This is a genomic window from Glutamicibacter sp. JL.03c (genome assembly GCF_025854375.1).
GTDB lineage: Bacteria > Actinomycetota > Actinomycetes > Actinomycetales > Micrococcaceae > Glutamicibacter.
In genome coordinates, this window is sequence record NZ_CP107575.1 from 2,778,605 (window position 1) to 2,793,700 (window position 15,096).

Annotated in this window: 8 protein-coding genes; 5 read left to right on the forward strand and 3 right to left on the reverse strand. The window is 61.2% G+C overall.

Annotated elements, in window-relative coordinates; genetic code table 11:
• Positions 1 to 62: 62 nt before the first annotated feature.
• A complete protein-coding gene (locus OF385_RS12865) occupies positions 63 to 3,581 on the reverse strand; it encodes a proline dehydrogenase family protein (protein WP_413468002.1) in 3,519 nt (1,172 codons plus the stop codon).
• 226 nt (positions 3,582 to 3,807) lie between these two features.
• Here OF385_RS12865 and OF385_RS12870 point away from each other — a divergent pair, with 226 nt between their 5' ends.
• The 5 genes from OF385_RS12870 (at position 3,808) to OF385_RS12890 (ending at position 11,038) form a co-directional block, all read left to right on the forward strand.
• On the forward strand, positions 3,808 to 4,770 hold the full coding sequence (locus OF385_RS12870; protein ID WP_264275709.1) for a LysR substrate-binding domain-containing protein: 963 nt from the start codon (positions 3,808 to 3,810) through the stop codon (positions 4,768 to 4,770).
• 134 nt (positions 4,771 to 4,904) lie between these two features.
• Positions 4,905 to 6,410, forward strand: a complete 1,506-nt coding sequence (putP, locus tag OF385_RS12875) for a sodium/proline symporter PutP (RefSeq protein WP_264275710.1) — start codon at positions 4,905 to 4,907, stop codon at positions 6,408 to 6,410.
• 163 nt (positions 6,411 to 6,573) lie between these two features.
• Positions 6,574 to 7,977, forward strand: coding sequence for an NAD-dependent epimerase/dehydratase family protein (locus OF385_RS12880; protein WP_264275711.1), 1,404 nt, complete (start codon positions 6,574 to 6,576; stop codon positions 7,975 to 7,977).
• A 216-nt stretch (positions 7,978 to 8,193) separates the two neighbouring features.
• Positions 8,194 to 9,819 (forward strand): biotin carboxylase, encoded by a 1,626-nt coding sequence (locus tag OF385_RS12885; protein WP_264275712.1) that lies wholly within the window; start codon positions 8,194 to 8,196, stop codon positions 9,817 to 9,819.
• Positions 9,809 to 11,038, forward strand: a complete 1,230-nt coding sequence (locus OF385_RS12890) for a serine hydrolase domain-containing protein (protein ID WP_264275713.1) — start codon at positions 9,809 to 9,811, stop codon at positions 11,036 to 11,038. The genes OF385_RS12885 and OF385_RS12890 overlap by 11 nt, the downstream gene beginning before the upstream one ends.
• 81 nt (positions 11,039 to 11,119) lie before the next feature.
• Here the strand turns inward: OF385_RS12890 and OF385_RS12895 are convergent, their stop codons facing one another.
• Together OF385_RS12895 and OF385_RS12900 are read right to left on the reverse strand one after the other, a co-directional pair.
• A complete protein-coding gene (locus tag OF385_RS12895) occupies positions 11,120 to 13,840 on the reverse strand; it encodes an aminotransferase class I/II-fold pyridoxal phosphate-dependent enzyme (RefSeq protein ID WP_264275714.1) in 2,721 nt (906 codons plus the stop codon).
• 265 nt (positions 13,841 to 14,105) lie between these two features.
• Positions 14,106 to 15,047 carry an Lrp/AsnC family transcriptional regulator gene (locus OF385_RS12900; RefSeq protein ID WP_264275715.1) on the reverse strand — a complete coding sequence of 314 codons (942 nt, stop codon included), beginning with the start codon at positions 15,045 to 15,047 and terminating at the stop codon, positions 14,106 to 14,108.
• Between the last annotated feature and the right edge of the window lie 49 nt (positions 15,048 to 15,096).

Consider the following 15,096-nt stretch of genomic DNA (forward strand, 5'->3'; position numbering starts at 1 on the left):
GCAAAAATGCAGCCAGCATTCCTTGGAGAAGGAATGCTGGCTGCACCTGTCTAACCCGGCGACTAGACCAGGCCGTCGCTCAGGTGGTTCGGGGTGCCAAATCGGTGAGCGGTGATCGACACTGCCTGCTCGTGCAGGAATGGGAGCATCTCAACGCGACCCGACGCGGTCACCGGCGAAGCATAGATGGCGACATCCGGCTTGCCGTCGGTGGCTTCGGCAATGTCCTTCACGGATCCGCCGATCAAACGGATGCGGGCAGCCGAATCCGGACCGGTCTTTGCAGCCAGCTTGGCAGCATGGGCCGCGAACTGCTCCGCGTTCTCACGCACCACGGTGACCGAGTGCTCGGCCAGCAGGTTGCGCAGTTCGCGTGGAAGATCAGCGTCCAAGGACAGGTGCACCCGCGAACCGGCGGTCACACCGGCGGCCACCACGCGCAAGGCCTCGGCCAGGCCCTGGCCGCTGGTAGCCTGCTCGAAGCGGACGGCGACATCCACCGAGCAGTAGCGGAAGACGTTGCGTTCGGCGATCAATCCCGAGCGATCCTTGGCCTGGTTGAACTCGGTGTTCCACCAGTACTTGTCACTGCCCAGGGCCGAAGTCAGCCACTGCGCCTGCGACTGATCCAGCTCGGCGGCTGCGAGAAGCTGCTCGTCAAAGCGCGAGAGCGACGCGGTGTCCTTGACCGGGGCATCAACCCAGCTGCCCATGCCGATCAGGTAGTTCGGGCCACCGGCCTTGGTGCCAGCGCCAATGGCCGACTTCTTCCAACCGCCAAATGGCTGTCGCTGCACGATCGCACCGGTAATGCCACGGTTCACGTAGATGTTGCCGGCCTGGATGTTATCCAGCCAGTAGGCCATCTCGCCACGATCCAGCGAATGCAGGCCCGAGGTCAGCCCGTAATCCACCTCGTTGACGATCTGTACCGCTTCTTCCAGGTTCTGCGCGGTCATGACGCCCAGGATCGGGCCGAAGTATTCGGTCAAGTGGTACTCGCTGCCGCGCTGCACGCCATAGCGCACGCCTGGCGAGTAGAGCTTGCCCGAATCATCAAGCTGCTTCGGCTCGATGGCCCAGCGCTCGCCGTCGCCCAGGGTGGTCAAACCTCGCTTGAGCTTCTCGCCCGGCTCGCCGATCATTGGGCCCATCTGCGATTCAGGGTTCCAGGGATAGCCGACCTTCAACGACTTCACCGCGTCGATCAGCTGGTTGTTGAAGCGGCGCGAATCGGCCACGGAGCCGACCAGGACCACCAGCGAAGCCGCCGAGCACTTCTGCCCGGCATGCCCGAAGGCCGATTGCACGACGTCGCGCGCGGCCAGATCCAAGTCGGCGTGCGGGGTGACGATGATGGCGTTCTTGCCCGAAGTCTCTGCCAGCAGCGGCAGGTCCTTGCGGAAGGAGCGGAAGAGCTGCGCGGTTTCGTAGCCGCCGGTGAGGATCAAGCGGTCAACCCGCTCATCGGAAACCAGCTGCTGGCCCAGCGAGCGATCGCCGACGAAGACCAGCTGCAGCACGTCCTTGGGAACACCAGCATCCCAGAGGCACTGCACCATCATCGAACCCACGCGGGCAGCCTGGGTTGCCGGCTTGATGATCACAGCTGAACCCGCGGCCAGGGCCGAAAGGGTGGAACCGGCGGGGATGGCCATCGGGAAGTTCCATGGCGGGGTCACCACGGTCAGCTTCGACGGTACGTACTTTGCGCCATCCACCTCGTCCAGTTCGCGGCCCAGCAGTGAGTAGTAGTGGGCGAAGTCGATGGCTTCGGAGATCTCCACGTCGCCCTGGTCGATGGTCTTGCCGCATTCCGAGCCAAGGACTTCGAGCAGCATGGCACGGCGCTCTTCGAAGAGCAGGCCTGCGCGGTGCAGGATCTCGGCGCGCTTGGCCGAGCCCAGTGCCTGCCAGCCGCTCGAAGCATCCACGCCCATGGCGATGGCTTCATCCAGTTCGCCCGCTGCGTTGATGGTATTGGCTTTCACCAGGTCCTTGCCCAGAGGCGAGGCTTCCATCTTGCCCAGGATCTCACGGCCCCAGGTGCGGTTCTGCGCCAGGTCCGGGTCGGTGTCCGGGGTGTTGAAGAATTCGGTGGAGCCTTCAGCGAAGCCTTCGATGGCCTGTGCCAGTGCCGGGTCCTGGACCTGGCGGTTCTGCACACGGTGCGGTGCCGGAACCTCGTTGCCCAGTGCTGCCAGGGAGGCGAGGAAGCGGTTCTTCTCGCGTTCGAAGAGCTGCTCGTTCTTGGAGAGCTCGAAGACCGCGGACATGAAGTTTTCCTGGCTGGCGCCTTCTTCGAGGCGGCGGATCAGGTAGGCGATGGCCACGTCGAATTCCTGCGGGTGCACTACCGGGGTGTAGAGCAGCAGGGAGCCGACTTCGCGGCGCACCGCCTCGGCCTGGCCGGTGGCCATGCCCAGAAGCATTTCGAATTCGATGCCGTCGGTGACGTTGCGCGCCTTGGCCAGCAGCCAGGCCAGCGCCACGTCGAAGAGGTTGTGCCCGGCGACGCCGATGCGCACGTTCTTCACATGGTCCGGGCGCAGCGCGTATTCCAGGACGGACTTGTAGCTGGTGTCCGAATCCTGCTTGCTGTGCCAGGTAGCCAGTGGCCAGCCGTGGATATCGGCTTCCATGGTTTCCATTGGCAGGTTGGCGCCCTTGACGACGCGCACCTTGATTGGCGCGCCTCCCTTCGCTACGCGGGCCGCGGAGAACTGCTGCAATTCGATCATGGCGGACAGGGCGTCAGGCAGGTAGGCCTGCAGCACGATGCCGGCGGGCAGATCCTTGAATTCTGGCTTGGAGAGGATCTGGGTGAAGACCGCGATGGTCAGCTCCAGGTCCTTGTACTCTTCCATGTCCAGGTTGATGAACTTCTTCTTGGGGCTGCGTGCAGCCAGCTCGTAGAGCGGGCTGAGCTTCTCGACGATGTGCTCCACCGCTTCGTCGAAGGCCCAGTGGTTGTGCGGGGCCACGGTCGAGGAAACCTTGATGGATACGTAGTCCACGTCGTCGCGGGCCAGCAGTGCGGTGGTGCCTTCGAGCCGGCGGGCGGCTTCGCCCTGGCCGAGGATGGCTTCGCCCAGGAGGTTGACGTTCAGGTTGACGCCTTCGCGCTTGATCTTCTTGATGGCTCCGCCGAGCTTTGCGTCGGAGGCATCGATGATCAAGTGGCCCACCATCTCGCGCAGGACCTTGCGTGCGATGGGAACAACCACCTGCGGAACTACGGGTGCCATGACACCGCCAAGGCCCACAGCCTTGCGCATGTACCACGGCAGGAAGCTTGGAACCTTGGGGGCCAGCTTCTTGAGGTTGGCGGCCGCCACGCTCAGGTCTTCGGGGCGGATGACTCCGTCGACGAATCCCACGGTGAAGTCCAAGCCGTTGGGATCCTTGAGCACACCGGCCAGTCGGGCGGCCGCGGCATCAACAGGATAGTCGGATGCCTCGGTGAGCCAGCGGCGCACCAACGCGATGACATCTTCGGCAAGGTCTGCTGGAGAAGTAAGCGGGTTGCCCGCAGCATCTACTGCTGCTGGCACGGTGTGCGGGGTGGAGAGTGAAGACACTTAGTGGTCCCTTCGATGCAAAGTTATTCAGTCTAGGTTCGGCACCGAACGTTGATGTCGTTATGGCTTTTTCGGACGCTGATTTCCGTGCAAAAAAGCTGTGTGCAAATTCGAGTATGAACCTAAGTTGCGTTAAGCAAAAGCGAACAAAACCGAAGATATTTGTTCGGGTTTGCTAAAGTATTGAGGCAGGTCACAAACCTCCCAAAGAAACGGCGGAAAACCGGTGCTTGAACTGCGACGACTTCGACTTCTCCGGGAGCTCAGCATCCGCGGAACCATCGCCGAAGTGGCCGATTCCCTGAGCTACTCCCCCTCCTCGGTTTCCCAGCAGCTCAGCCAGCTGGAAGCCGAAGTCGGCGTCCCCCTGCTGCGCCGCACGGGACGCACACTGAAGCTCACCGCCCAGGCCCAGCTGCTGGTCGCCCACACCGAAACCCTGCTCGAGGCCATGGAGCACGCCGAAGCGGATCTCGCCGGCACCATGTCCAAGGTCGCGGGCACCGTGCGGCTGGCCGTTTTCCAAACCGCCATGCTCGCCCTGATGCCGCCGGTGCTGCGCGAACTGCGTGAAAAATACCCGGAACTGCGCGTGGAAATGAGCCAGCAGGAACCGGCCGACGCCCTGCAGGAAACCAGCAGCCGCAGCTTCGATCTGGTGGTGGCCGAGCAGTATTCCGGGCACTCGGCTCCGCACTACGCCAGCCTCGACCGGCGCGTGCTGACGCACGACCCCATCCGCCTCGCCCTGCCGGCACGCGGAGCGAAAGGCAACGAGGACTTCGACCGGGTCACCCTGCTGGAACACGCCGCCACCTTGCCCTGGGTGGTGGAGCCCGACGGGGCAGCCAGCCGCCACTGGGCCCTGCAAGCGTGCCGCCTGGCAGGCTTCGAACCTGATCTGCGCTACGAAACCGCCGATCTGCAAGCCCACGTGGAATTGGTACAGACCGGAAATGCCGTGGCCATGCTCCCTGATCTGGTGCTGCGCTCGAACTTCGACACGCTGCGCACCGTGGATTTGCCCGGTGCCCCGGCCCGCACCATCTTCACCGCGATGCGCCACTCTTCGACCAAGTCACCCGGGATTCAGGCGGTGCGCAACATGCTGCATGCACAGCCGGGAATGAGTGATGCAGATGACTCGGTAATTTTGGCTACACCCAAAGACTTCGATACGGTCGATTAGGAAAACGCACACTCCAGACAGTTATGGCACTTGCGACAAAGCGCAGAATTCGTGTCATAGTGGTGACTCGCACCACTTGAATCCGAGTTCCGGATCACGTCAACGATTCGGGACAGCAACGGTAATGAGGAACAATGTCCGACCAGACTTTCCAGATGATCGCGATCGCAATTTACATGGCCGCCATGCTTGGCATCGGCTATGTCGCGTATCGCCGCACCAACAATATTGACGACTACATGCTGGCCGACCGCGGCCTGAAACCGTGGGTGGCCGCACTGTCGGCCGGCGCCTCCGACATGTCCGGCTGGCTGCTCATGGGCCTGCCTGGCGCCATCTACCTCGGCGGCCTGCACGAGGCTTGGATCGCCATCGGCCTGCTCATCGGCGCGTGGCTGAACTGGAAGTATGTCGCTCCGCGACTACGTTCCTACACTGCCATCTCGGAGAACGCCATCACCATCCCGAGCTTCTTCGAGAAGCGGCTGAAGGACAACGCGCACCTGCTGCGCATCGGCTCTGCGGTAATCATCCTGGTGTTCTTCACCTTCTATGTCTCTTCGGGCATGGTAGCCGCCGGCAAGTTCTTCGAGGCCTCCTTCGGCTGGCCCTATCTCACCGGCATGTTCTTCGTTGCCGTCATTACCCTGCTCTACACCCTGTTCGGCGGCTTCCTCGGAGCTTCGCTGACCGACATGGTCCAGGGCGTCTTGATGTTCCTCGCGCTGATCGCCGTGCCGATCGTCGCCGTGATCAACATGGGCAACGTGGGAAATATCGGGTCCCAGATCACCGAAATCAACGCCGATGCGTTCAACCTGTTCTCGTCCTTCAATGACAACAGCGCAATCCTCGCCGCCGTGGCTATCTTCTCCACCGCCGCCTGGGGCCTTGGCTACTTCGGCCAGCCGCATATCATCGTGCGCTTCATGGCGTTGCGTACCCCGGCTGAAGCCAAGACCGCCCGCCGCATCGGCATTGGCTGGATGTTCCTGACGTCCCTGGGCGCTATTCTCACCGCGTTCATCGGCGTCGCCCATTTCGCCGACAATCCACTGGATAAGTCGACGAGCGAAACCGTCTTCCTGCTGCTGAGCCAGACCTTCTTCCACCCGCTGATTGCCGGATTGGTGCTGGCCGCAGTGCTGGCAGCGATCATGTCCACCATGTCCTCGCAACTGATCGTTTGCTCCTCGGCCCTGGTAGAAGACCTGTACAACATCGCTGGACGCAAGGCCTCGCCGAAGGCACTGGTCAACCTGGGCCGTTCCGGCGTGCTGCTGATCGCGATCATTGCCGCGGTGCTGGCATTGAACCCGAACTCCTCGATCCTGGAGCTCGTGTCCTTCGCCTGGGCCGGCTTCGGCGCCGCCTTCGGCCCGATCGTCCTGCTTGCCCTGTACTGGCGCAAGCTCACTGCCGTTGGCGGATTTGCCGGCATGGTGTCCGGTGCCGTCGTGGTCTTCATCTGGGGCAACATCAAGCCGCTCTCCTCGGCCATGTACGAAATCGTTCCAGGTTTCATCGTTGCCCTGGTGGTTGCTTGGCTCGTCTCGCGAGCCACCTACCGTCCGAACCCGACCATCGACGCAGAATTCAGCGAGATGGAAAAGGAAGTCGGTTCGAAGGTCACCGCCTAGGAATCCACCGATCAAGCTTCCCGCAGCTGCACACCGCACTGGTACGCAGCAGCGGGAAGCTTTTTTCATACCCCGCAGGCCTCGATGTCGCACCTGATTAACCGTCCTGGGCACAGTAGCCTTGAGCTATGCCCGATGTCCCGAGCTGGAAGGAACTACCACGATGAGCACCCAGAATAAATTCACCCACTGGCAGCGCACCGAAACCCAGTTCCTGGCCGCAGATCCCAAAGCTGTCTATTCCATTGTCGGCAACCTCTCGCAAACCGGCCTCTGGATGAAAAGCTTTGACGGCTTTATCGTCCACGATGACCAGCGGGGCGTTGGCACCAAGGTGGATCTCCTGCCACCCGGCAAGGTTTTCGGTGCGCTGCACCGCAACACCGCACCGTCGGCAACCATCACCCGGCGCAATCATCAAACGCGCATGATCGAGGTCACCCAGCCACAGCCAGCTGGCGAGATGACGCTGCGCTGGCAGGTCGATGAACACGAGAATGGCTGCCTGGTGCACTTCACCGTCCGGCTCTCCGGTCCCGGCACCACGGCGTTCAAGTTCACCGTAGCCAACGCCTTGTGCAAGGATTTCGCCGTGGCAGCGGCAAGGCTCTACAAGATCGTTGCGCCCACCGCCCACCGCAAGCGCGATGCACAGATCGTGATATCCGGCGGCCGCGGATTCCTTGGCCGCAACCTCGCCGCCGATCTGGTCTGCCGAGGCATGTCCGTAGCGGTGCTCACCCGCAATGCGGAAGCCGATTTCCCTGCCGAACAGTTCATCTGGGACGGCGTGCACCAAGGCCCATGGACCGGCGCACTGCGCAGCGACCACCCGGTTCACCTGATCAATTTGGCCGGCGAGCGCGTGGACAAACGCAATACCCCGGCAAACATCGCGGCCCTCACCGACTCGCGAGTGACCTCCACCCAGGCTCTGGCGCAGGCCGCAGCCTCGGCACCGAAGCTGGCCACCTGGATCCAATCGAGCACCACCGCGATCTTCGGCGATGCCGGCGAAGCCGAGCTGACCGAGTCCAGCCCCATCCCCAGCGACCACCGCGCGCTGCCCGAAATGACCGGCGTCGCTTCGGCTTGGGAGCAGGCCTTTGGTGAAGCAGAGGTGAACGCCGAGCAACGCTACATCCTGCGCACCTCGCTGGTGATGCACCCCGATGCTCCGTTGCTCGGCCCCCTGAACATGCTGGTGAACACCGGTCTGGGCGGAGCGATGGGCAACGGCCAGCAGTGGTTCAGCTGGATCGGCTTGCAGGATTGGCTGCACCTGATCCGTTGCATGCTTGGACTCGAAGAGCCACAGATCCCGGCAGGCCTGGTTCATGGAACCAGTCCCTGGCCATTGCGGAACACCGAAGTCATGGCCGCCCTTCGCTCCATCGCCGGACTGCCAGGCCTGCCAACCGGGTCCGTCCTGCCCAGGATTGGCGCCGCTGCCATGGGTTCCAATGCACGTGTGGCCCTGACCGGACGAAAAGTCACCAGCGAAGTCCTGGCCCAAGCCGGTTTTGAATTCCGGGAAACGGATTTCGCGGCAACCATCGCTGGCTAGACGGTTGAAATAGTCGGTAACCTTACCTGCCCATTGACCCCACACCCCGGACTTTCGCCTGGTCATAGGCCAAATACCACGGCGCGGGGTCAATGTTCACCGCGCGTTCATCGCAAAAGTCTCTGTTGCTCACGAACAGCCTTGAGCATGAAACTGTCACGCATTCTGTCGTGCCCTCGACCTCCATCGGACAGTTTCAAAGGACAGCAACACATCATGGCCAATATCCTTGAAGCCCACGCCCCGGCTTCTCGTCCCCGCATGCCCAAGCCAAGCGACCTGGACAAGCTGCGTCACAAAGCACGCACCGCTACAGATCATCTGAGCGCCAACGTGGCTGTTGATGCCGCCTACAACCAGGAAATGCCAGAGGCGATCTCCAACAAGGTCCTGCCCTTTGAACGCAAACTGAAGAACATGAGCGAAGTCCGCCATTTCTTCCGCACCAACAAAACCCCGATCTTCTTCCTCGGTGCCACCCCGGTCAACCTGCTCGGCCTTGACCGCTGGGTCCGCAAGTTCAGCTACATCACCTACTACGACGGCTGGGATGGCCACCACCCTCGCGTCTTCACTCCAGCCGAGAAACCCTACATCGAATTCCAGAGCGCCGAAGAGATCAACAACTGGCTGCTGGAAAACCCGGAAGTTCGCGAATACATCGACTCCCAGTGCACCCCAGGCGGGCCGCGGCCCAAAATAGCCATGGTGTTCTTCGACGAGGACACCGAAGCCATCTGCGAGGAACTGGGCTATGACCTGATCCTGCCCTCCGCCGCCCTGCGGGAGGAACTGGACTCGAAGATTGTCACCACCAAGCTCGGCGACGCCGCCGGTGCCCCGTCAGTCCCCAACATCCTGGGCAAGGCCTCGAGCTACGAAGAGCTCATGGCTCTGGCTGATGAAGCAGGGCTGGGTGACGATCTGGTCGTCCAGACGCCGTACGGCGATTCGGGAAAGACCACCTTCTTCATCGACTCACCGCAGCAGTGGAAGCACTATTCCAAGAACATCATCGGAGAAGAGCTCAAGGTGATGAAGCGGATCAATAACCAGCCGGTCGCGGTGGAAGCGGTGCTCACCGGTTGCGGCACCGTAGTCGGCCCGATCCTGACCGAACTCGCCGGCTACAAGGAGCTGACCCCATACAAGGGCGGCTGGTGCGGAAACGAGATGCACCCTGATGTGCTCACCGATTCGCAGCGTTCACGCACCATCGATCTGGTCCGCAAGGTCGGCAACGGCCTGGAATCCGCCGGCTACCGCGGGTTCTTCGAAGTCGATGTCCTGGTGGATACCGACACCGACGAGGTCTACCTCGGGGAGCTGAATCCGCGGATCTCCGGAGCCAGCGCCATCACCAACGTCACCGCAGGGGCCTATGCCGACGTGCCGCTCTTCCTCTTCCACCTTCTTGAATTCCTGGATGTCGAATTCGAGCTGGATGTTGACGAAATCAACGAACGGTGGGAGGAGATGAGCGGTGCCGATGTCTGGAGCCACATGATCATCAAGGAAACCGATGACATTCTCCAGTACATCACCCATGCTCCCCGCACCGGAAAATACTTCCTCGACTCGCGAGGCAAGCTCCAGTTCTCCCGCGCCGCCCTGGACTGGCACCAACTGCAATCCCACAAAGAAGCATTTTTCCTGCGCATCTACGGCGTAGAAGACTACCGTTGGAAAGGGGCCGACCTTGGGGTCCTGGTCACCAAGGCCAAACTGCAATACGAAGGCAAGAAGAAGACCAAGCTCAGCATCGACGCCAAGCACTTCATCTCCTCTATCCGCTCCCAGTACAAGGGCATTGACGTTCCAACGGCAGAGCATGGCAACTGAGGCCACCGACGCCGCGCCACAGTCGGCACAAGCCTCCGGGGACTCCAGCAAGGCGCTGAATATCGCCAACTGGCAGTACCCGCAGAACATCAAGCGCTCCTTCCAGAACATCGCCCGCATCCACCCCACTGTGAAGGTTTCCCGCGGTGATGGCCCTATAGTGAAACTGCACTTGGCCGAAGAGAAAATGGGCAAGCTGGAAGTAGCGAAGGCCAGCATCACCGACCCTGCGCTGACCGTGCGCGGGGTGATGCATGCGACCAATACCGACGCGGTGCTCATCATGCACAATGGCCGCATCCTCTGGGAAAAGTACTACAACACCATGACCTCGCTGACGGACCATCTGCTGATGTCGGTGAGCAAGACCGTGGTCGGCACCCTGGCCGGTGCGCTTATCGACGCAGGCCTGCTTGATCCCGAGCAAGAGGTCACCACCTATGTCCCGGCGCTTGCCACCAGCGGCTACGCCGGAGCCCGGGTGCGCGACATCCTGGATATGCGCTCGGGCATCAAGTTCTCCGAAGAGTACCTTGATCCGGGCGCCGAAGTCCGCCTGCTCGAAGAGGCCATCGGCTGGGCGCCGGCCCATGGAAAGGTGGGTCCGATCGGCATGTACGAATTCTTGCGGACCTTGCAGTCCAAGTCGGAGCACGGCGGCGCATTCGAGTATCGTTCCTGCGAAACCGACGTGCTGGGCTGGGTGCTCGAATCGGTGGGCGGCGCGCCAATGCAGGAACTGCTCTCTGACTACATCTGGTCGAAAATCGGTGCCCAGCAAGACCTGGTGATGGGTGTAGACCAGTTCGGCACCGGCATGTTCGATGGAGGTTTTAATGCCACGCTGCGCGATCTGGCCCGCTTCGGGCATATGTATGTCAACGGAGGCCGGGCCCTGACCGGCAAGCAGGTCATTTCGGAAAAATGGCTGGCCGATACCTTCGACGTAGACCCGCTGCAGCAACAGGCCTTCGCCCAATCGCCGAGCGACAACATGATGCCCGGCGGACGCTACCGCAACCAGATCTGGTTCCCCAACCCGGCCACGAATGCGGCCGTGGCACTGGGCATCCACGGCCAGATGATCTACATGGATCCGGCTACCAAGCTGGTTGCGGTCAAGCTCTCCAGCTGGCCCTTGCCCCAGGATGCCTCAAAGCTCTTTCCGACAATCAGGGCCTTTGAAGCGGTCTCCAACTATCTGGCAACGCGCGAATAACGGCCAGCTCTTCCAACGGACAATGCACCCACCGTGTGGGTGCATTGTCCGTTTCTTGCCGTCTGCAGATGGTTCCTCAGGCTACAGTTCAGCCAAGGCAACATGTGTGAACACCTGATATCCCAGATCCTGGTGGTAGCCATGGATCTCACGGGTATCCAATCGGTCCATATAGTCGAGAATGTTCATGGTGACCACCTGTCCGGGCACCAGCACGGGGAATCCGGGCGGGTAGGGAGTCACGAAGACCGCCGAGACGATCTGCTCCCCCGCAAGGATCCTGCCACGGATCTGCGCCGATGACAGGAAGTGCGTGGCAGGGTCTTGATACGTCAGGTAGTAGGCTTTGCGCAGATCTCCGCTGCCTCCTCCGGTATCGAATTCCGGAGCGAAGGAGCTGAAATCAGGCAGGCACACCTGGCTCTGGTCCACCGTTTTGCCCATGGCCAGCACCCGCCCGTCGAGTCGCTTCTTGCGCTCGAGTTCTTCGGCAATCTTCACCAGCACCTCGATCAGGTGCGCTACCGCCGAACGCGTGGTTCCGATGTTGGTCATCAGCAGCACCGAGGTGCGGCTGGTCTTGTTGACCTGGATCGAATGCCCATCCATCAGGTACTGGTGCTTGAAGGTATCCCCGTCCACCCCGGTCCTGCTGATATCCAGCGTCAGCCGCGATGGATCCACCACGAATTCGTCCTTTTGCCAGGCCTCATCCCAGGCGGCCAAGCCGTCGCGCACCGGCGTCGCACTGGTGGAGCAACGGTATTCGACAGGAACCAGATCCTTGGAATCCAGGATCCTGAAGTACTTGCCCAGCAGCGAATTGCGGGCCATGGCCCGGCAAATGGACTGCGCCAGGTCCACCTGGCGTTGCACCAGCGCATAGCCTTCCAGTTCCGCTTGGCGGCGGCCGATGTCCAGGGACGCCAGGATCTGGTAGTTCGGGGAGGTCGAGGTGTGGGTCATGTACGCTTCGCGGAAGGCATTAAGATTGCGCATCGCGAAGTCCTGGTCGAAGACGTGGATCATGGAACCCTGGCGCAGCGAGGTCAGTGTCTTGTGCGTGGACTGGGTGGAGTACACGCGCAATCGGACCTGCCCGGGATCTGGAATCAAACGGGCGTCCAGCCACGCTTCGTCGTTCCACGGGGCATCAATGGTGCCAGGCTCCGGCAGGCTCAGGACCTGCTGCGCATAGCGCTGCTGATACTCCTGCGTTTCCATCTCCGCTTCGAGCACGGTGGCGACGCTCATCGCGGTGCGCTGCCGGTAGACCGGGTGGAAGCTGGCAAAGGCGAACCAGGCTTCATCCCAGAGGAAGACCAGGTCAGGTTTGATCGCCAGGCATTCTTCCATGACCCGCCGCGGGTCATAGATGATGCCGTCGAAGGTGCAGTTGGTCAGCGTCACCATCTTGACCTTGTGCAGCAATCCTTCGCGGCGCAGCTGCAGCAGCCGGGCCTTGATCTCCCGCAAAGGCACAGCCCCGTACATGGAGTGCTCGTTCAGCGGGTAGGCCTCAAGATAGCTCACGTGGGCACCGGCCAGAACCAGCGAATAATGATGGGATTTGTGGCAGTTGCGGTCCACCAGCACGATATCCCCGGGTGCCAGGATCGACTGGTGCACGATCTTATTGGCGGTCGAGGTTCCATTGGTGACGAAGTAGGTGCGGTGGCTGCCAAAGGCCCGGGCGGCCAGCTCATGGGCTTTTTTGATGGAGCTCTGCGGATCGAGCAGGGAATCCAGGCCGCCTGAGGTGGCCGAGGTTTCGGCCAGCAACAGGTTCTTCCCGTAGAAGTCCACCAAGTCCCTGGCCCATGGCGAATTCTGCACGGACCCCGCGCGGGAAATCGGCATGGCATGGAAGACGCCACCGGGACGCCTGGCGTACTTCTGCAAGGCGTTGAAGAACGGCGTGTGGTAGCGCTCGGTCACTTCGGCAATGATCGACAGGTGCAGGTCCATGCCGTCGTTGCGGGAGAAGATGCGGCGGAACCGCCCGGTGATTTCGTGGGCAATGGATTCCAGCGCCACACCGGCCATCAGATACACCGGGATCTGTGGATGCAGCTTATCCATGATCTCTTCCAGATCCAGCAGGCGCTGGATCTGCCGGGTGGATTCGAAGTAGCCGGAGGTGCGATTGGTGATGAATTTGTGCAGAGTCGAGGAGAGGCGGCGCCGGGTGGCCAGTTCAAAGCGGGCTGTGAGCACCATGCCCTGGATGCTGGGGTTGATCAGCACGGCGGCCAGTGCATCCTCGACGCTGGGCACCACGACAAAGTTGTAATGGAAGGGGTCCGTACGCTGTCGTTGCGCTGCCAATTCCTCGATGAATCGCTGAATCTCGTCGGCTGGCCCGTTATCCAGCAAGAGCATTTCCACCATCGGCACATAGGGCTTGGGGCCCCCCGGGGTGGTGCTTCCCAGCTCTTCCTGTTCGGTCTGGGCACCTTCGTGCCCGTCCATATCGACATACTGGGTGATGGTCCTGAATGACTGGTTGGCTTGGTACACCAGCTGCAGCGCATCCGCGTAGTGGCCGTCGGACATCAGAGCTGCGACGTCGTTGAAATAGTCCAGTCCGGGGTTGGCCCAATAGGGTTCAATAGAAGCCAAAAGCCCCAGCAGCCGGCCTGCTTCCAATTCATGTTCCTTGCGGCCAGGGGCGTCCTGATGTTCGGAGGATATCTCGCTCAGCACATAGCCGAGGTGTTCCCACGCGTCTTTGCGTTTCCGCCATGCGCTTTCTGGTGTAGCGACGGCTTGGTTCTTCCCGAAGGTCAACCTCTTGCTCACGGTTGCCGGTATTCCTTTCACCCTGCGTGGTTAACTGGTTGTTAACCCTCTGAGTGGTTTTCAGAGCACTCAATAGAGCGAGAGTATGTCACTACCCGGCGGTAGCAAGACGTAAATTGGCATATTACGCAGATTGCCTATAGCCGTCCCAAAAAGTTCATCTGCCATTTACACATGCGGCGAACAACAGCGAAATATGACTCACCGGCAGTTGGAATCCAGGTTAACTCCGAACCCGCTCCGGGGTTCGGTTCCGGCTCCCAGATCACTTGCCGATCAGGCGTCCGCCACGTTTTCGCGCGTCCACGACCAAAGACGTCTTGATCTGGACCCTCGCGTCTGCCCAGCCAATGCCGGATATGAATTCGTAGAGCTCAGCATGGCTGGCAACTGTCACGTCAACCACCAGCTGGCAGTCCCCCGCCACGGCCGCCGCATAGCGCACTTCTGGGCGCGTGGCCAGATGCTGGCCCAGCCTCTCGACATCTGCAGATGTTGTAGAAACCCATAGCATTGCTTCAATGGCAAGGCCAACCACGGATGGCTCCACGAGGGCACGAATTGATATTTGTCCCGTTGACAGCAGCCAGTCGATACGCCTTGCCACCGAAGTCTCGCTCATGGCTACTCGCCGGGCAATTGATTCAAAACTCGCTCTGCCGTCTTCTTGCAAGGCGGAGATGATCTGTTCGTCCTTCGGGTTCAGGCTCGGCTGGATCTGCCAGCTAGTCACATCTGGACCCGTTTGAAGCGCCGCTTCTTCTGCGGGCCTCAGCGAACCCAGGCGCCATCCTCGAATGGTTTTGAAGTATTTCAATATCGGGTATACGACGATCGACGAAACACCGGGCGTGGCAGGAAGTTCCAGGGTCAGTACCTCCGTCACATCTCCGGAGTAGTGCATTTCCGCTATGAGGTCTTCCCTGCCAGTGACTTGATAGGCGAAACTCGTATCTGGCCGCGAGGACAGCGATGCGCTCGCGATCCGGCCTGCACCGGGAGTGCAGGCGCAGGCGATGAGCAACGAGTGCTCACGGTGGCGGATGCCTGCCACTGTGACCAGCCCGTTCTCGAGCAGCCATGCACCGTGCCGGGATACCGAGCGTTCGGGCAAATCCAGGGCTGTAGCAATCTTCCTCCACGTGGCGCGCCCATCCACCTGGAGCGCAGCTATGATTCTGCGCTGAACCGTACTGAGCTCAATCATCGCTCCTGCTCCCTTCGCCTTCTCCCGGCATCCTTGCCTGCGGATTGCC